Consider the following 22,161-nt stretch of genomic DNA (forward strand, 5'->3'; position numbering starts at 1 on the left):
GGCCGTTGTCCGAGGGCGGCAATGCTTGGCCGAACTTATTCAGTCAATTTTCACAGTTTCCAGTACAGCGCAAAAACATTACGAGCGTCAATTTATTTGTTGACGACATGAAGAAATGACTCAGCGATCAGGGTTGCGGCTGCAGAACCAAGGGGCCCGCTGTGCGGCGGGATGCCGGATCGCGGTGTGCGTCGGCGGCGTTGGCAAGGTCGTAGCGGGTCGGTACGTCGACCCTGACGATGCCTTGAAAGGATAGGTTCCGACGAGATGCTTGCCGCGCTGGCCACGGTCCGACTTGCCAAATGCCGCCATGCCGCCCATACACGGCTGGGCAGTAGCCCCCGCCCCGTTCGCGCCCCACCTGCCAGGATACTGTCCGATGTCTGCGACGCCGTACCCCCGGACAAAGCCGTGACGGATCCCTCCATGCCATCTCTCGCCAGCCTGGGCTGGACGGATTTTTTCGGCGATCAGCTCGAGCCCGGCGAAGCCAAGCTTGTGCCTGCGCGAATCGCCACGGTCCATCGCGACCGCCTGACCGGCCTGTCGCAGGCAGGGCCAATCGATCTGACGCTGCCGGCGCAGGCGAACACCGGCGACTATGCCGTTGGCGACTGGGTGCTCGTCGACGCGCATGACCGGCTTGTGCAACGCCGCCTGACCCGCAAGACGGTGCTGGAACGCCGCACCCAGGGCGGCAGGGTACCGCAGCTGGCAGCGGCCAATGTCGACACGTTGTTCATCGTCACCTCATGCAATGCCGACTTCAATCCGGCCCGGCTCGAGCGTTATCTGGCGCTGGCCAACGAGGCTGGAACGAAGCCGGTGATCTTGTTGACCAAGGCCGACACCGCTTCCGACGCCGAGGCGTATCAGAGGCAGGCTGCCGCGCTGCAGCGCGGCTTGGCGGTGGTGACGCTGAACCCCCGCACATCGGACGCCGCAACCGCGCTCGCCGCCTGGTGCGGTGCCGGCCAGACGGTCGCGCTGGTCGGGTCATCCGGCGTCGGCAAATCGACGCTGGTCAACACGCTGGCCGGATCGGCACAGCGCTTGGCGCAACAGACCGGAGACATCCGCGAACACGACGCCAAGGGGCGCCACACCACCACGTCGCGGTCACTGCACGCCATTGCCGGTGGCGGCTGGGTCATCGATACGCCGGGAATGCGGACGCTGCAGGTCAGCGACGTCGCCTACGGCATCGACACGCTGTTTGCCGAAATCACCGAACTCGCGCCGCTCTGCAAGTTCCGCGACTGCACCCATGTGCATGAACCGGGCTGCGCGGTGCAGGCTGCCTTGAAGGCCGGCACGCTCGATCCGGAACGTCTTGCCCGCTGGCGGAAGCTGTCCGACGAAAACCGGAGCAACACGCCGGTTCAGAGCGGACCTCGCGGAGCCAAATCCCCCGGCGGTCGCGGAAAAAGGCGTTGAACGCCTGAGGCCCCTGGCTTCAGAGCCGCGCCGTGCCGAAAACACGATCCCAGAATATGGACGTGACACCGAAATTGACCGTTTCGTCGACATGATGATGCACGGCGTGGCGGCGCTTGAGTGTGTAGAGATAGCTCGGATGCGAGGGATGCCAGTGGTGGATCATGTGATGGACGCTGATGTACCAGAGGTAGCCCAGCATCAGTCCGCAACTTACCGCGCTTGCGGCGGCGAAACCTGAAATCATCCAGACCGGGAAAAACGCGACCAGCGCATGCACTCCGAGGCTGAGCCAGGTCGGCGTGCCCACCGAACTGCGCTCCTCGACATGATGACGATCATGCAGGTCCTTGATGTAGGGGATGTGGTGCAGGACGAACCTGTGCAGGACGTATTCGGTCAGCGTCCAGAGCAAGAGACAGGCGACCACAGTGACTATCCAGCCCGGTGCATTGTTTTCGCCGGCCTCGATCAGCCCGGCCACTGCCAGCACGGCGATCACCAGCGGATACACCACGAAGTCGCTGTAGTAGCCAATAAGACCGAGTTGCATCGTCACGCCTCATCTAGCCTTCGAGCCGCCAAATAAGCGATGGTCAGATTGCCGGACTCGCGGGTGAGGAGCAATGCAGTCGCACCTGCCATAGCGTCGCAATCATTTGGCGTAAGGTCGGCACCCATGATCCATGGGGAATCGGTGGACCACCGCCTTCGCAACCAGCTTTACAAACGGACATTAAAAAATGGCAAAACGTAGTGCGGGGTTGCTGATCTACCGCCGTGACGACGGCGGTTTCCGGGTGCTGCTGGTCCATCCAGGCGGACCGTTCTGGGCGAAGAAGGACGATGGTGCGTGGTCGATACCGAAGGGCCTCGTTGACGAGAACGAGGACGAGTTGACGGCGGCGCAGCGCGAGACCGAGGAAGAGCTCGGCTTCAAGGTCGATGGTCCCTTCGCGCGGCTCGGCGACTACAGGCAGCCGGGCGGAAAGATCGTCGTGGCATGGTCCGTCGAAGCGCGTATCGACATCGATGTGACCGCGATCAGGAGCAACACTTTCAGCATGGAATGGCCGCCAAGGTCGGGATCGATGAAGGAATTCCCGGAAGTCGACAGGGCCGGATGGTTCACCTTGCCCGAGGCTGAGGTCAAGATCCTCAAGGGGCAGCGGCCGATGCTGTCGGATCTTGCCAGGCAGCAAGACGCCGAATGACGATCGCCGGCGGTGCGGCCCTCAGTAAGGCAGGCCGACATAGTTCTCGGCGAGCGCAGTCGACGCTGCACGCGAGTGTACGAGGTAGTCGAGCTCGGCCTCCTGGATGCGCTGGCCGAAATCGCCGGTGTCGGGAAAGCGGTGCAGCATCGTCGTCATCCACCAGGAAAAGCGCACCGCCTTCCAGACCCGTGCCAGCGCCTTGCCTGAATAGGCCTCGATGCCGGCCATCGATTTGTCGCGGTAGAAGTCGCGCAAACCGGCAAACAGATAACGCACGTCGCTGGCGGCGAGGTTGAGCCCCTTGGCGCCGGTTGGCGGCACGATGTGAGCGGCGTCCCCGACCAGGAACAGCCGACCGAAACGCAACGGCTCGGCAACGAAGGAGCGCAACGGCGCGATCGACTTCTCGAAGGATGGACCGGTGACGACGCTTGCCGCCGTCTGTTCCGGCAGGCGGCGACGCAACTCGTCCCAGAAGCGGTCGTCGGACCACGCCTCGACGCGGTCGCCTTCGGGGCATTGGACATAGTAGCGGCTTCGGTGCGTCGAGCGCATCGAGCACAGCGCAAAGCCCCGCTCATGGTTGGCGTAGACCAGTTCGTGATCGGCCGGCGGCACTTCGGCCAGCACGCCGAGCCAACCGAACGGATAGTGGCGCTCGAAGGTCTTCAGCGCGTGCTCAGGCACCGATTTGCGGCTGACGCCGTGATAGCCGTCACAGCCTGCAATGAAATCGCAGTCGATGCGATGGGTGACGCCGTCCTTCTCATAGGTGGCAAGAGGCGTCTCACCGCCGAAATCGTGCAGCGTAACGTTTGCCGCTTCGTAGATCGTGGTCAGTCCCGCCGCATCGCGCTTGTCCATCAAATCATGCGTCACTTCGGTCTGGCCGTAGACGGTGACATGCCTGCCGCCGGTCAGCCCCTCGAGGTCGATGCGGTGCAGGCGTCCGTCGAAAGCAAGCGAGATGCCGGAATGCGGCAGCCCCTCGGCGTGCAGCCGTGCCGCGGCACCCGCCTCCTCCAGCAGTTCGACGGTACCCTGTTCGAGCACGCCGGCGCGCACGCGGCCGAGCACATGCTCTCGGCTGGCGCGCTCCAGAATGACCGTCTCGACGCCGATCGTGCTGAGAAGCTGGCCAAGCAGCAGGCCGGACGGTCCAGACCCGACAATGAGGATTTGCGTGCGCATCAGCGTCCCAGGCTTTCGACCTGCCCGGCCAGTCCAGCGGCAAGCCGCAGTGAAGCGGCTGTCGCCACCACCATCTGCGGTAGCAGCAGCCATTCCAGCGTCCAGGCGGCGCCCGAGCGCTCCTGTTCATGCACCTTAGCCTGATGCATGCCGGAAAGTTGCGTGGCGTTGAAACGGGCCAGCGCCACCAGCACCTCGGCTTTTACCGGATTCTGCTTGTGCGGCATGGCCGAAGAGCCGCCACCGCCCGAAAGCGCAATGTCGGTGCCGCCTTGCGCCATCAGCGCAATGTCCTGGCCGAACTTGCCGAGGCTGCCCGTCACCAGCGACAGCCAGCCGGCGAAGTCGGCGAGCGCGTCGCGCTGGCTATGCCATTGCGGCGCATCGGCAAGGCCGAGCTTTGCCGCAAGGGCCGCGCGCACCGCCGGCCCCGTGTCATCCAACTTTTCCAGAGTGCCGGCGGCGCCCCCGAACTGCACCACCAGCAGGCGCCTCGACTGTTCCGATAGTCTCTGTTGATGCCGTTGCAGCGGCGCCCGCCACGCCATGATGCGATCCCGCACCTTGATTGGAACCGCCGGTTGCATGCGCGTCATCCCGGTCAGCGCCCTGCCCCCAAAACGCTCTTCGAGCGAGGCGAGGCGCATGACGGTTTCGGTCAACAGCAGGCCGAGATGTTCGACGACGGATTTGAGCCGAAGCATAAGGCCTGTGTCGACGACATCCTGGCTGGTCGCGCCGAAATGAACGGAGGCACCATGCGGTTCGCCGACCGCCGCCCTGATCTGGCGCACCAGTTCCGGCACCGTGACGCCGTCCCTGGCGACACCAGCGCGCAGCAAGGTGGTGTCGGGACGGAACGTCCCAAGCGCCGCCACGATGGCTGCTGCCGCCTCCCCCGAGATCAGTCCGCTTTCCGCTTCCACTTCGGCCAGCGCCCGCTCGAAGGCCAGCATCGCCTCGATTTCCGCCTCGACGGAAAAATACCGGCTCGCTTCCTCGTCGCCGAGAAGAGCGGAGAGCAGTGGATGGTCGAAGGGCGAAACGGTCATGGCGCGGGCCTCCTAGCTGTCGAAGAAGACCGTTTCCTTCTCCCCCTGGAGATGGACGTCGAAGACATAGATATCGCCCTTGCGCTCGGCGATCAGTGTCGGCACACGAACGCGGTGCTCGATGCGCGCCAGGATCGGATCCTGCCCATTGGCCTCTTCCTCGTCGGAAAAATACAGCCGCGTGTGCAGGCCGAGATTGATGCCGCGGGCGACGATCCAGAGCGTGATGTGCGGCGCCATCAGGCGGCCATCGCTGAACGGCACGCGGCCCGGCTTGATCGTGTCGAACGTGCACAGGCCGGTGTCCATGTCGGTCGGGCAGCGGCCCCAGCCGATGAAATTCGGATCGGCCGTGCCGCGCAGTTCCGCCGGCGAATTGTAGAGCCCGTTCGCATCCGCCTGCCAGATCTCGACCAGCGCGTCCTTGAGCGGCGTGCCGGTGCCGTCGAGCACCCGGATGCGCAGGCCGATGCGCTCGCCCCTGGTCTTGTCGTTGACCATGGCCGCACCAAGATCGTTCGGGTAGACGTCGCCGATGCCGCAGAAATTCGGCGTCAGCCCGATATGGACGTAGGGTCCTGCGGTCTGCGAAGGGCTTTCTCTGAGCCGGTCGAGCGACTGGGCCATCAATTGCCCTCCAGCCTGTTTTCGAACAGCGAGGAGCGGCGCCCGCGCAGCACGATGTCGAACTTGTAGGCGCGCGCGTCGAAAGGGATCGTCGCCTGCATGTCGAGCGCGGCGATCAGCGTTTCGATGGCTGCCTTGTCGGGAATGCCGCGCGCGATCGGGCAGCGCCAGATCAGCGGGTCGCCCTCGAAATACATCTGCGTGATCAGCCGTTGCGCGAAGCCATGGCCGAAGACCGAAAAATGGATGTGCGAAGGCCGCCAGTCGTTCGGCCCGTTCGGCCAGGGATAGGGACCGGGCTTGACGGTGCGAAAGGCATAGCCGCCGTCCTCACCGGTGATGGCGCGGCCGCAGCCGCCGAAATTCGGGTCGAGCGGCGCCAGATAGCTGTCCTTCTTGTGGCGGTAGCGGCCACCGGCATTGGCTTGCCAGAATTCGAGCAGCGCGCCGGGTACGCCAACGCCGCGTTCGTCGAGCACCCGCCCATGGACGATGATCCGCTCGCCGATGGCGCTCTCGCCGGGTCTGGCGAAATTGTGGATCAGGTCGGCATCGAGTTCTCCGAGCATGGCGTGACCGAAGACCGGGCCTGCAATCTCAGACATCGTGTTGTCGAAGGCGAGCAGCGCCTTCTGCGGCGAACGCAGCACGGAAGTCTTGTAGTTCGGCGTCAGCGCCGGCGGATGCCATGTCCGGTCGCGCTGGAAGAAGGCGCCGGTCTCGGGCCTCCGGTTCGATCCGGACTCAGCGGGCATCCTTGGCTCCGTCCATTTCCGAAAACACGTCCTTGGCGATCTTGAAGGCACGGTTGGCGGCCGGCACGCCGGCATAGATGGCGACATGCAGGAACGCTTCGCAGATGTCGTCGCGCGAGGCACCGGTGTTGGCGGTGGCGCGCACATGCATGGCGACCTCCTCATCATGGCCGAGTGCTGCCAGCAGCGCCAGCGTGACGATCGAGCGCTCGCGCTTGGTGAAGCCCGGCCGTGCCCACACCGTTCCCCAGGCGGCCTCGGTGATCAGTTCCTGGAAGGGCTGGTCGAAATCGGTCGCGGCGACCTCGGCCCGATCGACATGGCGGTCGCCGAGCACGGATCGCCGTACGCCGAGGCCTGTGCGATATCTGGCGGCGTTGCCGGGGACTTCATCCATGGGTTTCGGCTCCAAGGGCAAGCGATGCGATAAAATGGCGGATCAAGGCGACAAGTGCTTCGGGCTGTTCGATACAAGGAATATGTCCGGCGTCGCGGATGATCTCGAAGCGCGCGCCGGGAATGAGAGCGGCCAGCGAGCGGACAAGGTCGGGTGGCGTCGAGCCGTCCTGGTCGCCGGCGATACAAAGCGTCGGTACGGAAATACGGCGCGCGGCCTCGGTGAAATCGGCATCGCGAACGGCCGCGCATGTCCCGAGATAGCCTGCGAGCGCCTGCCTGGTCAGCATGTTCCAGTAGCCGTCGAGCTCGGCTGAACGCGTTGCGTGGAAGCCGGGTGTGAACCACACTTTGAGCACCCCATCGGCAATCTCCTGGATCCCCTTGCTTTCGACCGTTGCGATGCGCGTGTTCCAGCTGTCCATGGTGCCAATCTTTTGGGCCGTATCGCAGAGGATCAGACCTTCGACGCCTTCGGGGCGCCTGGCATGGAACCCCTGCGCAATCAGACCGCCGACCGACAGGCCGCACAACACCACCTTGCCAAGACCGAAGTGATCGATGAGGCCGCAGAGATCATCGACGTGGTCGTCGATCGACCTGATGTCGCCGATATCGGAGAGCCCGTGGCCGCGCTTGTCGTAGACCAGCAGCGGCATTTCCCCGCCCAGGATCGACAGGACCTGGTCCCAGATCCGGAAGTCGGTGCCGAGCGAATTGATGAACACGATCGGGCGCGCACTGCCGTTCGCCTCGACGTGACGGTGGTGCAGCGTGATGCCGCCGATGGTGACGAATGGCACGATTTCGATCCTCCATCTCCACATTGCACAAGGCATTTGGTTCGGTAAAATGATATTTTGTGCCGTTTCATTAACTCAGGGGTTATCAGATCCATGTCCGAGAGCCGCATCCGGTTCCGTCACCTGCAGGCATTCCTGGAAGTTGCACGGCAGGGCAGCGTGGCGAGGGCGGCCGATTTGCTGCATGTCAGTCCACCGGCGGTGACCAAGACGTTGCGCGAACTGGAAGAGGCGCTGGGCGTCGCGATGGTCGAACGCGATGGCCGCGGCATCAGGCTGACGCGCATCGGCGAGATCTTCCTTCGCCATGCCGGCACGGCAATTACGGCGCTCAAGCAAGGCGTCGATTCCGTCCGGCAGGACGGGGCGATCAACCGGCACCCGATCCGCATCGGCGCGCTGCCGACGGTGTCGGCGCGGGTGATGCCGCTTGCCATGACCCTGTTCCTCAAGGAGGGCACGGGGGCGGCGATCAAGATCGTCACCGGCGAGAACGCGGTGCTGCTCGAACAATTGCGCACCGGCGCGCTCGATCTCGTTGTCGGGCGGCTGGCCGCGCCGGAGAACATGACCGGCTTCTTCTTCGAGCACCTCTACTCCGAACAGGTGCTGTTCGTGGTGCGAGCGGGACATCCACTGCTTGATCCCGAACAGGACGTGTTCGCGCGCCTCGACGAGTTCCCGATGCTGATGCCGACGCGGGAATCCGTCATCCGTCCCTTCGTCGACCGGCTGTTCATCACCAACGGCATGACCGCGCCGGCAACCGAGATCGAAACCGTCTCGGACTCCTTCGGCCGCGCCTTCCTGCGGCAGAGCAATGCCGTCTGGATCATTTCGGCCGGCGTCGTCGCCAACGAACTCGGCAGCGGCGCCTTCGTCGCCTTGCCGGTCAACACCGAGGAAACCAAGGGCCCGGTCGGCCTGACGATGCGGACCGACACCGCGCCCTCGCCGGCCTTCTCCATCCTGCTGCAGACCATCCGCGAAGCGGCAAGGCAAGGCAGCTGACGCCTCGGAACATTCCAACCGGACGTCGCCTCGGCTGCAGAATTCACTAACCCATAGGTTAATGAAACACCGCAAAATATCATTTTACCGAACCAAACCGGTGGTGCACTGTGACGATGGAGGAGCCACAGAGGGAGGAAAACATGACCCACGCCATTGGCAGCAGATCCACCATTCCGGGCCTATCGCGACGCCAGTTCATCGCCACGTCGATTGCCGGCGGCACGGCGCTCGCGCTTGGCGGCAAGGCCTTTGCTCAAGCCGGCGACACGCTCAAAGTCGGCTTCGTCAGCCCGCGCACCGGTCCGCTCGCAGGCTTCGGCCAGACCGACGGCTATGTGCTCGATCTGGCCCGCAAGGCGCTGGCCGGTGGCCTCGACTTGGGCGGCAAGAAATACAGCGTCGAAATCCTCGACCAGGACACGCAGTCCGACCCGTCGCGTGCCGGCCAGTTGGCCAAGGACCTGATCAACAACCAGGCCATCGACCTGATGCTGGCGGTGTCGACGCCCGAGGTGATCAACCCGGTGGCCGACGCCTGTGAAGCCGCCGGCGTGCCGTGCCTGTCGACGGTGATGCCTTGGGAGGCCTGGTACTTCGGCCGCGGCGCCAAGCCCGGCGCGCCCTCGCCGTTCAAATGGACCTATCATTTCGGCTTTGGCGTCGGCGAGTTCTTCAAGACCTACATCTCGCAATGGAACCTGATCGAGACCAACAAGAAGGTCGGCGTCATGTATCCGAACGACGCCGACGGCAACGCCATCCGCGCCAATCTGGCGCCACTGCTGGCCAAGCAAGGGTTTACGATCGTCGACCCCGGCGCCTATGAAACCGGCACCACCGACTATTCCTCGCAGATCGCGTTGTTCAAGCAGGAAGGCGTCGAGATCTTCAATTCCTTCCCGATCCCGCCGGACTTCGCAGCGTTCTGGCGTCAGGCGGCACAGCAAGGGCTGATCAAGCAGATCAAGATCTGCCAGGTCGCCAAGACCGGCCTGTTCCCGTCTGACATCGAAGCGCTCGGCGATCTCGGCATGAAGATTTCGAGCGCCGCCTACTGGCACAAGGCCTTCCCGTACAAATCGCCGCTGACCGGCGTTTCGGGAACCGAACTGGCGGACGGCTATGAGGCGGCGAGCGGCAAGCAGTGGACGCAGCAGCTCGGCGCCTCGATGTCGTTGCTCGACGCCGGCTTCGAAGCGCTGAAGGCAAGCAGCGACGCCAAGGACAAGGCGGCGGTGGCCAAGGCGCTGAGCCAGCTCAAGACCGAGACGATGATCGGCAAGGTCGACTTCACCAGCGGCCCAGTGGCCAATGTCTCGCCCGGCCCGATCATCGGCACGCAATGGGTGGCCGCCAAGGAGGGAGCCAAGTTCCCGCTCGATTATGTGGTGACCGAGAATGCCACGGACCCGAAAGTGCCCGTCGAAGCCAAGCTTCTGCCTTACAACGGCTGATGGACCGCTGACGAGGATCGCCTGGTGACCCATCCGCAACAACAGGCGATCCTCGCCGCCGCCGGTATCCACAAGCGCTTCGGCGCACTTGTGGTGCTGGATGCAGTCGACTTCACCATGGCCGCCGACGAGGCGGTCGGTATTGTCGGCCCGAACGGGGCTGGCAAGACCACGCTGCTCAGCGTGCTGGCCGGGGCCTTTCCACCAAGCTCGGGCACGGTAAGCTTCAGGGGCGGCGACGTGACGCCGCTGTCGGCGACGCAGCGTTGCCGGCTCGGCCTGGTGCGCACGCACCAGGTGCCAAAACCGTTCAGCGGCATGACCACCTTCGAGAATGTCTTCGTCGCGGCATCGCATGGCGCCGGCCTCGGCCGCGACGAGGCCTATGAGGAAGCGCTCGGCTCGCTGAAACTGTGCGGCATGCTGGGCGTCGCCAACCGGCGCGCCGAAACGCTCGGGCTGCTCGACCGCAAGCGGCTGGAACTGGCAAGGGCGCTCGCCGCAAGACCGACACTGCTGCTGCTCGACGAGATCGGCGGCGGCCTGACCGATGGCGAAGCCGGCGAACTTGTCGACACGATCAAGGAATTGCGCCGGCGCAAGATCGGCATCGTCTGGATCGAGCACATCGTGCATATCCTGCTGCAGGTGGCCGAGCGCCTGATCTGCATGGATGCCGGCAAGATCATCGCCGACGGCGAGCCGCAAGCGGTGATGGCCGACCCCGAGGTCGTGCGCGCCTATGTTGGCGGAGGCCCGAAATGAGCCTGCTGTCGGTCGAGAACCTGGTTGTCCGGCACGGCCTGCTGCAGGCAGTGCGCGGGGTGAGCTTCACGATCGAACGCGGCGAGACGCTGGCGCTGGTCGGTGCCAATGGCGCCGGCAAGACGACGCTGCTGCGGGCGATCGCCGGGGCGCATCAGCCGGCGGCCGGCCGCCTGCTGCTGGACGGCGCCAACCTCACCAGCGTGCCGTCGCACAGGCGTGTCGGAATGGGCATCGCGCTGGTGCCGGAGGGACGCAAACTGTTCGTGCAGATGACGGTCGAGGAAAACCTCCTGCTCGGCAGGACCGCCGGCCGGCCGGGCGACTGGAGCGTCGACAAGGTGTTGGATATGTTCCCCAACCTGAAACCGCGCCGCCATGCCAGGACGGGCCATCTCTCGGGCGGCGAGCAGCAGGCGACGGCGATCGGCCGGGCCTTGATGAGCAACCCCGAACTGCTGCTGCTCGACGAGGTTTCGCTCGGCCTGTCACCACTGATCGTCGACCGTGTCTATGCCGCGCTGCAAGGGCTGATCGCTTCGGGCACGACGATCATCCTGGTCGAACAGGACCTCAACCGCGCGCTCGCGGTGTCCGACAGGGTCATTTGCATGCTCGAAGGGCGTGTCGCGCTCGAAGGGTCGAGCAAGGCGATTTCGCGCGAAGAGGTGACGAAGGCTTATTTCGGCCTGCACCGGAAAAGCAGCGGGAGCGTTCCCGCATGAGCAACCAGATCATCCAGGGCATCCTTCTCGGCGGCTACTACGCGCTGATCGCCTGCGGCCTGTCGTTCATGTTTTCGGTGATGCGCATCATCAACCTCGCCCATGGCAGCCTTGCGGTGTTTTCCGCCTACGCGCTGTGGTGGCTCGCCTCGCGATACCATGTCTCGCCCTTTGTCGGCCTGCTCATCGTCCTGCCATTGATGGCGGCGATCGGCTGGGCGCTGCAACGGTTCCTGCTCGAACGCAGCGCGCGCGGCGGTGCCCTGCTGCCGATCCTGACGACATTCGGCCTGGCCATCGTCATCGACAATCTGCTGTTCGAGCAGTTCGGCGCCGACACGCGTTCGCTGGCGCCCTATATCGGCAGTCTGTCCTATGATTCCTGGGAATGGCCAGGCAGCATCTATGTCGGCAAGCTCGCGGTGATGATGTTTGCTACCGCAATTGTCCTGCTCGGCGGGCTGCAATTGTTCCTCACGCACACCAGGCTTGGCCGCTCGATCCGCGCCACCTCGGAAGATCCCGATACGGCCGGCCTGGTCGGTGTCGATGCCCGCCGCGCCAACGCCATTGCCGCGGCCATCGCCATGGTCACGGTTGGTCTTGCTGGCGCATTCCTGGGCATGCGCGCCACCTTCGATCCCTATGCCGGCGCGCCGCAATTGCTGTTCGCCTTCGAGGCGGCGGTGATCGGCGGCGCCGGTTCGCTTTGGGGAACGCTGATCGGCGGTATCGTGCTGGCGCTTGCCCAGACGCTCGGCGCGCAAGTGCATCCGCAGGGGTTTCTGATCGGCGGCCACGCTGTCTTTCTCGTCGTGCTTTTCGTGCGGCTGTCCGCGTCCGGCCTTGGCCTGCGCGACCTGCTGCGCCTCGGGAAGACGTCATGAGCACTCTCGCCACCATGCCTGTCATCGAGCGCGGCACGGCCACGTCGCGGATCGCGGCGATGGCCGTCGCCTTAATCATCGCGCTGCTGGCGATTGCACCGCAGTTCCTGTCGGCCGGTTCGGTCGACCGTATGACCGCCCTGTTCATCTATGTGATCCTGGCGGCGATGTGGAATGCGCTGGCCGGCTTCGGCGGGCTGGTCTCGGTCGGGCAGCAGGTGTTCTTCGGGCTCGGCGCCTATTTCGCCATCCGGCTGGCCGATGCGGGCCTCAATCCCTTCCTGGCGCTGTTCGCCTCGGGACTTGTCGTCGGCGTGGTGTCTATCCCGCTCTCGCTGTTCATGCTGCGGCTGAGAAATGGCGAGTTCGCCATCGGCATGTGGGTGATCGCGGCACTGACGCATCTGCTGGTCAATCTCGACCGGCTGGTGCAGGGCGAAACCGGCACCTCGCTGATCTCGCTCAATGTCTATGATGCCGGCACAAGGCGAGCGACGATCTACTGGCTGGCACTGGCCTCGATGACCGCGCTGCTTGCCATCCTGTTTGGCCTGCTGCGCGGCAGCACGGGTGCCGCGATCCGCGCGATCCGGGACAATGAGGATGCCGCCGCGTCGGTCGGTGTGCGCGTCACCGGCACCAAGCGGCTGCTGTTCGTGCTTGCCGCCTTCGGCATCGGCATTGCCGGTGCGTTGTGGCTGGCGACCTCCATCACCTTCCAGCCGAAGACCTACTTCAACGTGCAATGGACCGCCTACATGATCTTCATGGTGCTGGTCGGCGGCATCGGCACCTTCGAGGGCGCTATTCTCGGCGCGCTGGTGTTCTTCCTCATCGAGACCTGGTTCGGCGGCACCGGCGTCTGGTACCTGGTCGGACTTGGCGCCACAGCGGTGGTGTTCTCGCTTTTCCTGCCGCGCGGCCTGTGGGGGACGATCGAGGAGCGCTTCGGGCTTCGCCTGCTGCCGGTCGGTTATCGCGTCAGGCTCGCGGCTGCTGATGACGACGTGACGCCTTCACCACAACAAACCACGATGCATCAGGAAAAGGCATGACCATGCTCTTCGGCAAGATCGTCCTTGTCACCGGTGTCGCTTCAGGCATTGGTGCGCGCACCGCGGAACTCGCCGGCCAACTCGGCGCCGACGTGATCGGCGTCGATGTGCGTGAGCCGGCGACAGCGGCTGGCAGTTTCGTCAAGGCCGACATCTCCACCAAGGCCGGTGTCGACGATCTCATCGCGCGTCTGCCGCATCGTATCGACGCGCTCTGCAATGTCGCCGGCCTTTCCGGCAACACCGGTGCGGCGGCGACGCTGGCCGTCAACTTCTTTGGGCTGCGGGCGCTTTCGGAAGGTCTTGTGCCAAAACTTCGCGAAGGCGGCGCCATCGTCAACCTCGCCTCGATCGCCGGTTATGGCTGGCGCGCCCATCTCAATCGCGCCGCCTCGATCGTCGGCATCGAAGGTTTTCCCGATGTCGCCCAGGTGGTCTGCGACCACGCGGTCAGGAACGAGGAAGGCTATCCTGTCTCCAAGGAACTGCTGCTCTTGTGGACGTTCCGCGCCGCACATCAGGATCTGTTCAAACGCCGCGGCATTCGCGTCAATGCGGTGAGCCCCGGTCCTGTCGAGACACCGATCCTCAAACAATTCCGCACGGTGCTCGGCGACGCCCGCGTCGACAGCGACATTGCCAGGGTCGGGCGCGCCGGCACAGCGGGCGATATCGCACCGGTGGTGCTGTTCCTGTGCTCGGACGGCGCGCGCTGGATCAACGGCGCCAACGTGCCGGTCGATGGTGGCCTCGAGGCATCGATCAATGCCGAAATGTTCGGATTCTAGACCATGATCCCCAAGTGGGAACCGCTTTTCGGAAACGATCATGGTCAAACAAGAATGGAGGGATGGAGACAGTGATGGACATCGGACTTCTGATCGACGGCGACGAACGGGCTGCCTCGGGTGCGGCGTCCTTCGAGCGCATGGATCCGTTCACCGGCAGGCTGGCGACGCGCGCCGCAGCAGCCAGAATTGCCGACGCCAATGCCGCGGTCGAAGCTGCAGCGGCCGCGTTTCCGGCATGGTCGAAGACCGGGCCTGGTGAACGCCGCGCCTTGCTGGGCAAGGCGGCTGACGTGATGGCCTCGAAGGTCGGCGAATTCACCCGGCTGATGATGGAAGAGACCGGCGCGACCGGCCCGTGGGCCGGCTTCAACGTCATGCTGGCGGCGAACATGCTGCGCGAGGCGGCGGCGATGACGACGCAGATATCGGGCGAGATCATCCCATCCGACAAGCCGGGCACGCTGGCCATGGCGATCCGCCAGCCGGCTGGTGTGTGCCTCGGCATCGCGCCGTGGAATGCGCCGGTCATTCTCGGCACCCGCGCCATCGCCATGCCGATCGCCTGCGGCAACACGGTGGTGCTGAAAGCATCCGAAATGTGCCCCGGCACGCACCGGCTGATCGGCCAGGTGCTGGTCGAGGCCGGCCTGCCGAAGGGCGTCATCAATGTCGTCACCAACGATCCGAAGGACGCCGCCGACATTGTCGAGGCGCTGGTCGCGCACCCTGCAGTCAGGCGCGTCAACTTCACCGGATCGACCAAGGTCGGCAGGATCATCGCCGAACTCGCTGGACGGCACCTGAAGCCGGCGCTGCTCGAACTCGGCGGCAAGGCGCCGTTGCTGGTCCTGGACGATGCCGACATCGACGCTGCGGTCAACGCCGCCACCTTCGGCGCCTTCATGCATCAGGGCCAGATCTGCATGTCGACCGAGCGGCTGATCGTCGACGAGAAGGTCGCCGATGAATTCGTTTCCAAGCTCGCTGCGCGCGCGTCGCAACTGCCGGCCGGCGACCCGCGTGGCCATGTCGTGCTGGGCTCGCTGATCAGCAGCCAGGCGGCCGACAAGATGGAGGAACTCGTCACCGATGCCGTCGCCAAGGGCGCCAGGTTGGTGGCCGGCGGCAAGCGTACCGGCACCGTGGTGGAAGCGACGTTGCTCGACCACGTCACGCCGACCATGCGCGTCTATGCCGAAGAATCCTTCGGGCCGGTCAAGCCGGTGATCCGTGTCAGAGGCGAGGACGAGGCCGTGCGTGTCGCCAACGACACCGAATACGGCCTGTCGTCAGCCGTCTTCAGCCGCGACATCAAGCGTGCCATGGCGGTCGCCGCGCGCATCGAAGCCGGCATCTGCCATATCAATGGCCCGACCGTCGGCGACGAGGCACAAATGCCGTTCGGCGGCGTCAAGGGCTCGGGCTATGGCCGCTTCGGCGGCAAGGCCTCGATCGCCGAGTTCACCGATTTGCGCTGGGTGACGATCGAGGATCCGGGCCAGCATTATCCGTTCTGAACCGGCCTCGCTTCGGCAGGTTCGACATCGGTCAGACCGCCTGTGAGGGCGTGAAGCGAACACTGGCAGATCGCATCCGGCCGGGCGCCAGTATGATGCGGCCGGTGTCGATGCCCGCGTCGCGGTTGAAGGCATCGGTGATGTTGCTGACCGGCTCGGCGCAAAAGAACGGCTCGCCGGGCGGCGTGTAGAGAACGAGGAAATCGAGCGGCGCCTCGGCCTCGATGTCCAATTGCCGTCCATGCTCCGGCCAGGAGATCCGGGCCCGGCGCGTCCATCCGGTGAAGACGGTATCGAAGTCCGTCTCGGACACATCGAAGCCCGTGGTCGGGTTGGCACCGGCCGGCGGCAGGACGTGGCGGGTTGGCAAGATGTCCGCATCGGTCTCCCACATACCGGACACCGGCGCCTTGACATGCGTCCACGGCGTCGACGGGAAATAGGGATGCAGGCCGAAGCCGGCCGGCATCGGCGTGTCCGAGAGATTGCGCAGCGAGATGGTGATGCCCAGCCTGCCATCGGCGAGCGAGATGACTTGCTCGGCCTCGTAGCCCCATGGCCAGGAATCGGCGGCATGGCGATAACGCAAGACGACAGCGCTGGGTTCGTGTCGCCCGACTGTCCAAGGCCGACGCCAGCCATGGCCGTGCTCATGATGCGGGTCATCGGGGCTAGTCGGCAGCTCAATGCTACGGCCGGCGAATGCGAAGCGACCACCCCTTATGCGGTTGGAATAGGGAACCAGCGGGAAGCAGGCCATGGCGCCGGCATCGCGGCGGCTGATCGCCGCCTGATCGGCCGGGCGTAGCAAGTCCACGACGGAGCCGTCTTGCCGCCAGCGATACGATGCCACCGCACCGCCGGCGGCCGGAGCAATCTCGGCCGTGGCAATGCCGTCGCTGATCGAAAGCAGCTCTGTGTGCTGCTCGGCAACGGCCGCTGAATTCTTTGTCATCGGCATGTCCCCATCCCTTGACTCCAATCGCCATGACTATAAGACATATCATATGAATAGTATGAAGAATAAGAAATCTTTTAGCACGGCTCGGACTTCGCGCGTCGCCGTCGCGGTTTCCAGCGGCTCCACGGCACTGCATGCGACGGTTGTCGAGCAGATCGGGTTGCGCATCGTGCAGGGCGATTTCCTGCCCGGCGAGGCGCTGCCCAATGCGGACGATTCCAGCGAGATGCTGGGGGTCAGCCGCACCGTGTTGCGCGAGGCCATCAAGGTGCTGGCCGGCAAGGGGCTCGTCGAATCGCGGCCGAAGACCGGAACACGGGTGCGTCCCCGCTCCGACTGGAATTTCCTCGACCCGGACGTCCTGTCGTGGCGTTACGCCAGCGGCGTCAGCGCCGACGATGTGCGGGCGCTGTTCGAACTGCGGCGGGCCATCGAGCCTATGTCGGCCGCACTCGCCGCGCAGCGCGCCACACCGGCGCAGATCGCCGAGATCAACGCCGCGCTCGCCGAAATGGAAGCCGTTGTCGACGACGGCGACCGCTTCGCCAAGCCTGACCTGCTGTTCCACCAGACCATTCTGCGCATGACCGGCAACGAGCTGATCGGCTCGCTCGCGGCACTGGTCGAAACCGCGCTGGTGATGAGCTTCCGCCTCTCCAACGACAATCCCGAAGGCCAGCGCCACTCTTTGCCGCTGCACCGGGAAGTGGCTGAGAAGATCGCCGCGCGCGATGCCGCCGGCGCGCAAAAGGCGCTGCTGGTGCTCATCGACAATGCCGAAGAAGACGTGCGCCGCAGTGTCGAGAACCGCAACAGGCGCCGCACCAATCGGGAGCTGGCATCGTGACCGAGACCAAACGCAAGCTGCGGTCCGAGGCCTGGTTCGGCGGCGAAGGCAAGAACGCCTTCATGCACCGCAGCTGGATGAAGAACCAGGGCATTCCCGCCGACGCGTTCGACGGCCGCCCGGTGATCGGCATTTGCAACACCTGGTCGGAATTGACGCCGTGCAATGCGCATCTGCGCGCCCTGGCCGACCACGTCAAACGCGGCGTCTATGAAGCCGGCGGCCTGCCGCTGGAATTCCCGGTCATGTCATTGGGCGAGAGCAACATGCGCCCCACCGCCATGCTCTTTCGCAATCTGGTCAGCATGGATGTCGAGGAATCCATCCGCGGCAATCCTATCGATGGCGTCATCCTGCTGGTCGGCTGCGACAAGACCACGCCTGCGCTGCTGATGGGTGCTGCGTCGTGCAATCTGCCGACCATCGCCGTTTCCGGCGGACCGATGCTCAACGGCAAGTTCCGCGGACAAGATATCGGCTCGGGCACACATGTCTGGAAATTCGCCGAAGAGGTGAAGGCCGGCCGCATGCCGGTCGCCGATTTCCTTGCCGCCGAACAAGGCCAGAGCCGGTCGGCGGGTAGCTGCATGACAATGGGCACGGCTTCGACCATGGCCAGCATGGTGGAGGCGCTCGGCATCGGCATGCCGGACAATGCCGCGATCCCGGCGGTGGATTCGCGCCGTGGCGTGCTCGCCCAGATGGCCGGACGCCAGATCGTCGAGCTGGTCCGCAAGGATGTGACGATTGCGCAGATCCTCACCCGGCATGCGTTCGAGAACGCCATCCGCGTCAATGGCGCGATCGGCGGCTCGACCAATGCGGTGCTGCATCTGATCGCCATCGCCAACCGTATCGGTGTCGATCTCAGCCTCGATGACTGGGACCGCCTTGGCCGCGACGTTCCGACAATTGTCGATCTGATGCCATCGGGGCGGTTCCTGATGGAAGATTTCTACTATGCCGGGGGGCTGGCTGCGGTCATGGCGTCGCTTGATGAAGTGGGGCTTCTTCATCGCGACGCCATGACCGTCAGCAACAAGACCATTGGCGAGTTGATCGACGGCGCGCCCAACTACAACACCGAGGTCATCCGCCCGCTGAGCGACCCGCTGACCAGGGAAGGTGGCATCTCGATCCTGCGCGGCAATCTGGCGCCCAACGGGGCGGTCATCAAACCGTCGGCGGCAACGCCCGAGCTGATGCAGCATCGCGGCAAGGCGGTGGTCTTCGAAAACATAGAGCATTACTACGCCCGCATCGATGATCCGGAGCTCGATATCGACGCGTCTTCGGTGATGGTGCTGAAGAACTGCGGACCGCGCGGCTACCCCGGGATGGCCGAGGTCGGCAACATGCCGCTGCCGGCCAAGCTGCTGAAGCAAGGCGTCTCCGACATGGTGCGCATCTCGGACGCGCGCATGAGCGGCACCGCCTACGGCACCGTGGTGCTGCATGTGGCGCCGGAAGCAGCGGCCGGGGGGGCACTGGCGCTGGTGCGCGATGGCGATCTCATCGAGCTGGATGTGGCCGGCCGGCGACTGGAGCTTTTGGTGTCGGACGAGGAGCTGGCCACCCGCCGGCATGACTGGCAGCCGCCGGCGGCGCCCGAAGGCGGCTACCAGAGCCTCTATGTCGAGCGCGTTCTGCAAGCCGACAAGGGCTGCGATTTCGACTTTCTCGTCGGCCGGCGCGATGCCGGCATCCCCCGGCATTCCCACTAGTGAGGCGCGCGCGATGACGGATGAAATTGGCGGCTACGCCACCTACCCCAGCCTCAAGGATCGCAGCGTCTTCATAACCGGCGGTGGCAGCGGCATCGGCGAAAGCCTGGTGCGCCATTTCTGCGCGCAAGGCAGCCGCGTTGCCTTTGTCGATCTGGCCGAGGAGCCGTCGCAGCGCCTGGCCGATGCGATCGCGGCGGATGGGCATCGCGCGCCGCTGTTCATCGCCTGCGACCTGCGTGACGTCGAGAAACTGCAGGCGGCAACGGTGCAAGCGATGCAGCACAACGGCCCGATTCAGGTTCTGTGCAACAATGCCGGCAATGACGACCGCCATCAAACCAATGACGTGACGGTCGCCTATTGGGACGACCGCATGGCGGTCAATTTGCGCCACCAGTTCTTTGCGGCGCAAGCGGTGCGCCCGCAGATGGGCTCGCAGGGCGGCGGCTCGATCATCAATTTCGGTTCGATTACCTGGATGGTTGGCGATCCCGATTGCCCCGCTTATGTGACGGCCAAGGCGGCGGTTTACGGCATGACGCGGGCGCTGGCCCGCGAGCTTGGTCCCGAGCGCATCCGTGTCAACTGCATGGTGCCTGGCTGGGTGATGACTGAGCGCCAGATGCGCCTGTGGCTGAACCCGGCCGGAGAGCGGCAGATCGAGGAGCGGCAGTGCCTGCCCGACCGGCTGCAGCCCTCCGATATTGCGCGCATGGCGCTGTTCCTGGCCGCCGACGACAGCCGCATGTGCACAAGCCAGCAATTCATCGTCGATGCGGGCTGGGTGTGACCCGCACGGCCTCAAGGGAAGAAGGGTACCTCATGCGTCTTGTTCAGTTCAGAATGCCCGATGGCAACAGGGGGGTTGGCCGTGTCTCCGACGACGGCAATCACCTGCACCCGCTCGAAAAGACCAGCACCGTGCTGGAACTTGCCGAAGCGGCAATTGCTGAGGGCGTTTCCATCGCCGCACTTGTCGAGAAGCGGTCGGGCACAGCAACGGTCGACTATGACGAGCTGTTGCGCAATGGCCGTGTGCTGGCCCCGGTCGATCATCCTGAACCGGCGCGCTTCCTGGTCACCGGCACCGGCCTGACCCATACCGGAAGTGCCGCGGCACGCGACAAGATGCATGTGCTTACGCATGGCGAGGACGCCGAGGAATCCGATTCACTGAAGATCTTTCGCATGGGCCTGGAGGGCGGCAAACCCGCCGCCGGGCAGATCGGAATCCAGCCCGAATGGTTCTTCAAGGGCGTCGGCACCTGTGTCGTGCCGCCCGGTGCGGCGCTGCCGATGCCCGCCTTCGCGCGCGCCGGCGCGGAAGAGGCCGAAATCGTCGGGCTCTATCTCAATGGGCCGGATGGCCGCCCCTATCGCATCGGCTATGCGCTCGGCAACGAATACTCCGACCACGTCACGGAAGCCGAGAACTACCTTTATCTCGCCCATTCGAAACTCCGCTCCTGCTCGATCGGCCCGGAGCTTTTGATCGGCGACCTGCCCGATGAAGTGCGTGGCCATTCCCGCATCCTGCGCGACGGGGCCGTCATCTGGGAGCAGGAGTTCTTGTCGGGCGAGGCGCACATGTCGCACTCGATCGCCAATCTCGAACATTTCCATTTCCGCTACCCGATGCACCGCAGAGCAGGCGACCTGCATGCCTATTTCTTCGGCGCGGCGGTGATGAGCTACGCCTCCGGCATCAAGACGGCTTCCGGCGACGAGTATGAAATCCAGGCACAGACATTCGGCAAGCCACTGCGCAACCGGATGGAGTCGGTGCCGGACGAGGGACTGGTCGCCGTCACCCAGCTGTGACGGCAAAAGGTCCGGAAACTGCGGTCCATCAGAAAGACAATGGGAGATTAAAAATGGGACTGAAGAAACTGTTTCTAAGAATGGCGGCAATCGGCCTCGGCATCGGCCTGATGACATCGGCAGCCTTGGCCGCGAACCTTCGGGTTCTGGCCTGGGATGGCTATGCCGACCCGGACTGGGTGAAGGACTTCACCGCTGCAACCGGCGTCGGCGTCGATGTCGTCTTCATCGGCAGTGACGACGAGATCTGGGCCAAGATCAAGGGCAGCGAAGGACAGGACTTCGACGTCTTCGCCGTCAACACCGCCCAGTTGCAGCGCTACATCAAGGCCGATCTGGTGTCGCCGATCGACGTGACGAAATTGGCCAACCAGAAAGAGGTGCTGCCGCGCTTCCGCGATCTCACCGCGGTGAGCGGCGTCACCAAGGACGGCAAGGTCTATGGCATTCCGTTCTGCTTCGACTCGATCGGCCTGATCTACGACACCGACAAGGTCAAGCCGGCACCGACATCGATGTCGGTGCTGTGGGACCCGGCCTACAAGGGCAAGGTCCTGGCCTATGACAATGGCGAGCACAATTTCTCGTTCACCGCACTGACGCTCGGCTACCAGGATCCGTTCAATCTGAATGAAGAACAGATGGCGGCGGTCAAGGCCAAGTTGGTCGAACTCAAGCGCAATGTGCTGAGCTTCTATACCACCGCCGACGAGGCGCAGCAGATCTATCAGAACAATGACGTGGCCCTGATCTGGGCCAATTACGGCCAGCAGCAGGTCAAGGCACTGCAGAAGATCGGCGCCCATGTCGCTTACGTCAACCCGAGCGAGGGCGCGCTTGCCTGGCTCGACAACTGGGTCATCTCCAAGGGCGTCCGCGACAATGCGGCGGCCGAGAAATGGATCGACTTCATGCTGAGCAAGAAGGTCAGCGGCGAGCTTTCCGAACGCACCGGCTTCGGCAACACCGTGACCGAAACCGGCAGCGCCGGCGGCAATGACAAGCTGGTCTGGCTCAACAATGTCGAGGACCCGCTGAAGCGGTCGGACATGTGGAACGAGATCAAGGCCACGCCCTGATCTTTCCGTAACGAAGACTTCGAAGGACCCGGCGGTCCGG

At 64.4% G+C, this 22,161-nt stretch carries 23 protein-coding genes; 15 read left to right on the plus strand and 8 right to left on the minus strand.

Annotated elements, in window-relative coordinates; all coding sequences use genetic code 11:
* The first annotated feature begins 426 nt into the window (after window positions 1-426).
* Window positions 427-1,437: a ribosome small subunit-dependent GTPase A gene (gene rsgA, locus HNQ71_RS05715; protein WP_184871570.1), complete on the plus strand. Its 1,011-nt coding sequence runs from the start codon at window positions 427-429 to the stop codon at window positions 1,435-1,437.
* A 19-nt stretch (window positions 1,438-1,456) separates the two neighbouring features.
* Here the strand turns inward: rsgA and HNQ71_RS05720 are convergent, their stop codons facing one another.
* Window positions 1,457-1,990, minus strand: coding sequence for a sterol desaturase family protein (locus HNQ71_RS05720; protein ID WP_184871571.1), 534 nt, complete (start codon window positions 1,988-1,990; stop codon window positions 1,457-1,459).
* Between the two features lie 190 nt (window positions 1,991-2,180).
* Between HNQ71_RS05720 and HNQ71_RS05725 the strand changes: the two genes are divergently transcribed.
* Window positions 2,181-2,651, plus strand: a complete 471-nt coding sequence (locus HNQ71_RS05725) for an NUDIX hydrolase (RefSeq protein ID WP_184871572.1) — start codon at window positions 2,181-2,183, stop codon at window positions 2,649-2,651.
* Between the two features lie 21 nt (window positions 2,652-2,672).
* Here the strand turns inward: HNQ71_RS05725 and pobA are convergent, their stop codons facing one another.
* Genes pobA through pcaD form a run of 6 tightly spaced genes read right to left on the minus strand, consistent with a single transcriptional unit; the run spans window position 2,673 to window position 7,478 of the window.
* The gene (gene pobA / locus HNQ71_RS05730) at window positions 2,673-3,845 is read right to left on the minus strand and encodes a 4-hydroxybenzoate 3-monooxygenase (RefSeq protein WP_184871573.1); all 1,173 of its coding nucleotides are present in this window, start codon (window positions 3,843-3,845) and stop codon (window positions 2,673-2,675) included.
* Complete coding sequence (locus HNQ71_RS05735) at window positions 3,845-4,897, minus strand: 3-carboxy-cis,cis-muconate cycloisomerase (RefSeq protein ID WP_184871574.1); 1,053 nt, start codon at window positions 4,895-4,897, stop codon at window positions 3,845-3,847. Before HNQ71_RS05735 ends, pobA begins: the two co-directional genes overlap by 1 nt.
* Window positions 4,898-4,909: 12 nt before the next feature.
* Window positions 4,910-5,524, minus strand: a complete 615-nt coding sequence (gene pcaG, locus HNQ71_RS05740; RefSeq protein ID WP_184871575.1) for a protocatechuate 3,4-dioxygenase subunit alpha — start codon at window positions 5,522-5,524, stop codon at window positions 4,910-4,912.
* A complete protein-coding gene (pcaH, locus tag HNQ71_RS05745; protein ID WP_184871576.1) occupies window positions 5,524-6,279 on the minus strand; it encodes a protocatechuate 3,4-dioxygenase subunit beta in 756 nt (251 codons plus the stop codon). Before pcaH ends, pcaG begins: the two co-directional genes overlap by 1 nt.
* Window positions 6,269-6,676 carry a 4-carboxymuconolactone decarboxylase gene (gene pcaC, locus HNQ71_RS05750; RefSeq protein WP_184871577.1) on the minus strand — a complete coding sequence of 136 codons (408 nt, stop codon included), beginning with the start codon at window positions 6,674-6,676 and terminating at the stop codon, window positions 6,269-6,271. The genes pcaH and pcaC overlap by 11 nt, the downstream gene beginning before the upstream one ends.
* Window positions 6,669-7,478 (minus strand): 3-oxoadipate enol-lactonase, encoded by an 810-nt coding sequence (pcaD, locus tag HNQ71_RS05755; protein WP_184871578.1) that lies wholly within the window; start codon window positions 7,476-7,478, stop codon window positions 6,669-6,671. The genes pcaC and pcaD overlap by 8 nt, the downstream gene beginning before the upstream one ends.
* A 93-nt stretch (window positions 7,479-7,571) precedes the next feature.
* On the opposite strand from pcaD, the gene pcaQ reads away from it, so the two are divergent.
* The 8 genes from pcaQ to HNQ71_RS05795 all read left to right on the plus strand — a co-directional run bounded on the left by pcaQ (window position 7,572) and on the right by HNQ71_RS05795 (window position 15,686).
* Complete coding sequence (gene pcaQ, locus HNQ71_RS05760; protein WP_184871579.1) at window positions 7,572-8,489, plus strand: pca operon transcription factor PcaQ; 918 nt, start codon at window positions 7,572-7,574, stop codon at window positions 8,487-8,489.
* Between the two features lie 143 nt (window positions 8,490-8,632).
* Window positions 8,633-9,946, plus strand: coding sequence for an ABC transporter substrate-binding protein (locus HNQ71_RS05765; protein ID WP_184871580.1), 1,314 nt, complete (start codon window positions 8,633-8,635; stop codon window positions 9,944-9,946).
* A gap of 21 nt (window positions 9,947-9,967) precedes the next feature.
* Window positions 9,968-10,711, plus strand: a complete 744-nt coding sequence (locus HNQ71_RS05770; RefSeq protein WP_184872245.1) for an ABC transporter ATP-binding protein — start codon at window positions 9,968-9,970, stop codon at window positions 10,709-10,711.
* Window positions 10,708-11,436: an ABC transporter ATP-binding protein gene (locus HNQ71_RS05775; RefSeq protein ID WP_184871581.1), complete on the plus strand. Its 729-nt coding sequence runs from the start codon at window positions 10,708-10,710 to the stop codon at window positions 11,434-11,436. The genes HNQ71_RS05770 and HNQ71_RS05775 overlap by 4 nt, the downstream gene beginning before the upstream one ends.
* Window positions 11,433-12,323, plus strand: a complete 891-nt coding sequence (locus HNQ71_RS05780) for a branched-chain amino acid ABC transporter permease (protein ID WP_184871582.1) — start codon at window positions 11,433-11,435, stop codon at window positions 12,321-12,323. Before HNQ71_RS05775 ends, HNQ71_RS05780 begins: the two co-directional genes overlap by 4 nt.
* Window positions 12,320-13,378, plus strand: coding sequence for a branched-chain amino acid ABC transporter permease (locus tag HNQ71_RS05785; protein WP_184871583.1), 1,059 nt, complete (start codon window positions 12,320-12,322; stop codon window positions 13,376-13,378). Before HNQ71_RS05780 ends, HNQ71_RS05785 begins: the two co-directional genes overlap by 4 nt.
* Window positions 13,379-13,380: 2 nt before the next feature.
* On the plus strand, window positions 13,381-14,166 hold the full coding sequence (locus HNQ71_RS05790; protein ID WP_184872246.1) for a coniferyl-alcohol dehydrogenase: 786 nt from the start codon (window positions 13,381-13,383) through the stop codon (window positions 14,164-14,166).
* A gap of 74 nt (window positions 14,167-14,240) precedes the next feature.
* Window positions 14,241-15,686: an aldehyde dehydrogenase gene (locus HNQ71_RS05795; protein ID WP_184871584.1), complete on the plus strand. Its 1,446-nt coding sequence runs from the start codon at window positions 14,241-14,243 to the stop codon at window positions 15,684-15,686.
* A gap of 31 nt (window positions 15,687-15,717) precedes the next feature.
* On the opposite strand, the gene HNQ71_RS05800 is transcribed toward HNQ71_RS05795, so the two are convergent.
* Entirely contained in the window at window positions 15,718-16,641 is a 924-nt protein-coding gene (locus HNQ71_RS05800) for an aldose 1-epimerase (RefSeq protein ID WP_184871585.1), read from the minus strand.
* A 61-nt stretch (window positions 16,642-16,702) separates the two neighbouring features.
* Between HNQ71_RS05800 and HNQ71_RS05805 the strand changes: the two genes are divergently transcribed.
* Genes HNQ71_RS05805 through HNQ71_RS05825 form a run of 5 tightly spaced genes read left to right on the plus strand, consistent with a single transcriptional unit; the run spans window position 16,703 to window position 22,121 of the window.
* Window positions 16,703-17,494 (plus strand): FadR/GntR family transcriptional regulator, encoded by a 792-nt coding sequence (locus tag HNQ71_RS05805; RefSeq protein WP_184871586.1) that lies wholly within the window; start codon window positions 16,703-16,705, stop codon window positions 17,492-17,494.
* The gene (locus HNQ71_RS05810) at window positions 17,491-19,218 is read left to right on the plus strand and encodes a dihydroxy-acid dehydratase (protein ID WP_184871587.1); all 1,728 of its coding nucleotides are present in this window, start codon (window positions 17,491-17,493) and stop codon (window positions 19,216-19,218) included. Before HNQ71_RS05805 ends, HNQ71_RS05810 begins: the two co-directional genes overlap by 4 nt.
* A gap of 13 nt (window positions 19,219-19,231) precedes the next feature.
* The gene (locus HNQ71_RS05815; RefSeq protein ID WP_184871588.1) at window positions 19,232-20,011 is read left to right on the plus strand and encodes an SDR family NAD(P)-dependent oxidoreductase; all 780 of its coding nucleotides are present in this window, start codon (window positions 19,232-19,234) and stop codon (window positions 20,009-20,011) included.
* Window positions 20,012-20,043: 32 nt separating this feature from the next.
* On the plus strand, window positions 20,044-21,042 hold the full coding sequence (araD1, locus tag HNQ71_RS05820) for an AraD1 family protein (protein ID WP_184871589.1): 999 nt from the start codon (window positions 20,044-20,046) through the stop codon (window positions 21,040-21,042).
* Window positions 21,043-21,095: 53 nt separating this feature from the next.
* The gene (locus HNQ71_RS05825; RefSeq protein WP_184871590.1) at window positions 21,096-22,121 is read left to right on the plus strand and encodes an ABC transporter substrate-binding protein; all 1,026 of its coding nucleotides are present in this window, start codon (window positions 21,096-21,098) and stop codon (window positions 22,119-22,121) included.
* Window positions 22,122-22,161 lie beyond the last annotated feature (40 nt).

The sequence above is a fragment of the Mesorhizobium sangaii genome, assembly GCF_014207355.1.
Classification (GTDB): domain Bacteria; phylum Pseudomonadota; class Alphaproteobacteria; order Rhizobiales; family Rhizobiaceae; genus Mesorhizobium; species Mesorhizobium sangaii.

What these genes read in the sequence shown, in the direction of transcription:
- rsgA (WP_184871570.1), top strand. Translation starts at nt 427, where the DNA reads ATGCCATCTCTCGCCAGCCTGGGCTGGACGGATTTTTTCGGCGATCAG.
- HNQ71_RS05720 (WP_184871571.1), bottom strand. Translation starts at nt 1,990, where the DNA reads ATGCAACTCGGTCTTATTGGCTACTACAGCGACTTCGTGGTGTATCCG.
- HNQ71_RS05725 (WP_184871572.1), top strand. Translation starts at nt 2,181, where the DNA reads ATGGCAAAACGTAGTGCGGGGTTGCTGATCTACCGCCGTGACGACGGC.
- pobA (WP_184871573.1), bottom strand. Translation starts at nt 3,845, where the DNA reads ATGCGCACGCAAATCCTCATTGTCGGGTCTGGACCGTCCGGCCTGCTG.
- HNQ71_RS05735 (WP_184871574.1), bottom strand. Translation starts at nt 4,897, where the DNA reads ATGACCGTTTCGCCCTTCGACCATCCACTGCTCTCCGCTCTTCTCGGC.
- pcaG (WP_184871575.1), bottom strand. Translation starts at nt 5,524, where the DNA reads ATGGCCCAGTCGCTCGACCGGCTCAGAGAAAGCCCTTCGCAGACCGCA.
- pcaH (WP_184871576.1), bottom strand. Translation starts at nt 6,279, where the DNA reads ATGCCCGCTGAGTCCGGATCGAACCGGAGGCCCGAGACCGGCGCCTTC.
- pcaC (WP_184871577.1), bottom strand. Translation starts at nt 6,676, where the DNA reads ATGGATGAAGTCCCCGGCAACGCCGCCAGATATCGCACAGGCCTCGGC.
- pcaQ (WP_184871579.1), top strand. Translation starts at nt 7,572, where the DNA reads ATGTCCGAGAGCCGCATCCGGTTCCGTCACCTGCAGGCATTCCTGGAA.
- HNQ71_RS05765 (WP_184871580.1), top strand. Translation starts at nt 8,633, where the DNA reads ATGACCCACGCCATTGGCAGCAGATCCACCATTCCGGGCCTATCGCGA.
- HNQ71_RS05775 (WP_184871581.1), top strand. Translation starts at nt 10,708, where the DNA reads ATGAGCCTGCTGTCGGTCGAGAACCTGGTTGTCCGGCACGGCCTGCTG.
- HNQ71_RS05780 (WP_184871582.1), top strand. Translation starts at nt 11,433, where the DNA reads ATGAGCAACCAGATCATCCAGGGCATCCTTCTCGGCGGCTACTACGCG.
- HNQ71_RS05785 (WP_184871583.1), top strand. Translation starts at nt 12,320, where the DNA reads ATGAGCACTCTCGCCACCATGCCTGTCATCGAGCGCGGCACGGCCACG.
- HNQ71_RS05790 (WP_184872246.1), top strand. Translation starts at nt 13,381, where the DNA reads ATGCTCTTCGGCAAGATCGTCCTTGTCACCGGTGTCGCTTCAGGCATT.
- HNQ71_RS05795 (WP_184871584.1), top strand. Translation starts at nt 14,241, where the DNA reads ATGGACATCGGACTTCTGATCGACGGCGACGAACGGGCTGCCTCGGGT.
- HNQ71_RS05800 (WP_184871585.1), bottom strand. Translation starts at nt 16,641, where the DNA reads ATGACAAAGAATTCAGCGGCCGTTGCCGAGCAGCACACAGAGCTGCTT.
- HNQ71_RS05805 (WP_184871586.1), top strand. Translation starts at nt 16,703, where the DNA reads ATGAAGAATAAGAAATCTTTTAGCACGGCTCGGACTTCGCGCGTCGCC.
- HNQ71_RS05815 (WP_184871588.1), top strand. Translation starts at nt 19,232, where the DNA reads ATGACGGATGAAATTGGCGGCTACGCCACCTACCCCAGCCTCAAGGAT.
- araD1 (WP_184871589.1), top strand. Translation starts at nt 20,044, where the DNA reads ATGCGTCTTGTTCAGTTCAGAATGCCCGATGGCAACAGGGGGGTTGGC.
- HNQ71_RS05825 (WP_184871590.1), top strand. Translation starts at nt 21,096, where the DNA reads ATGGGACTGAAGAAACTGTTTCTAAGAATGGCGGCAATCGGCCTCGGC.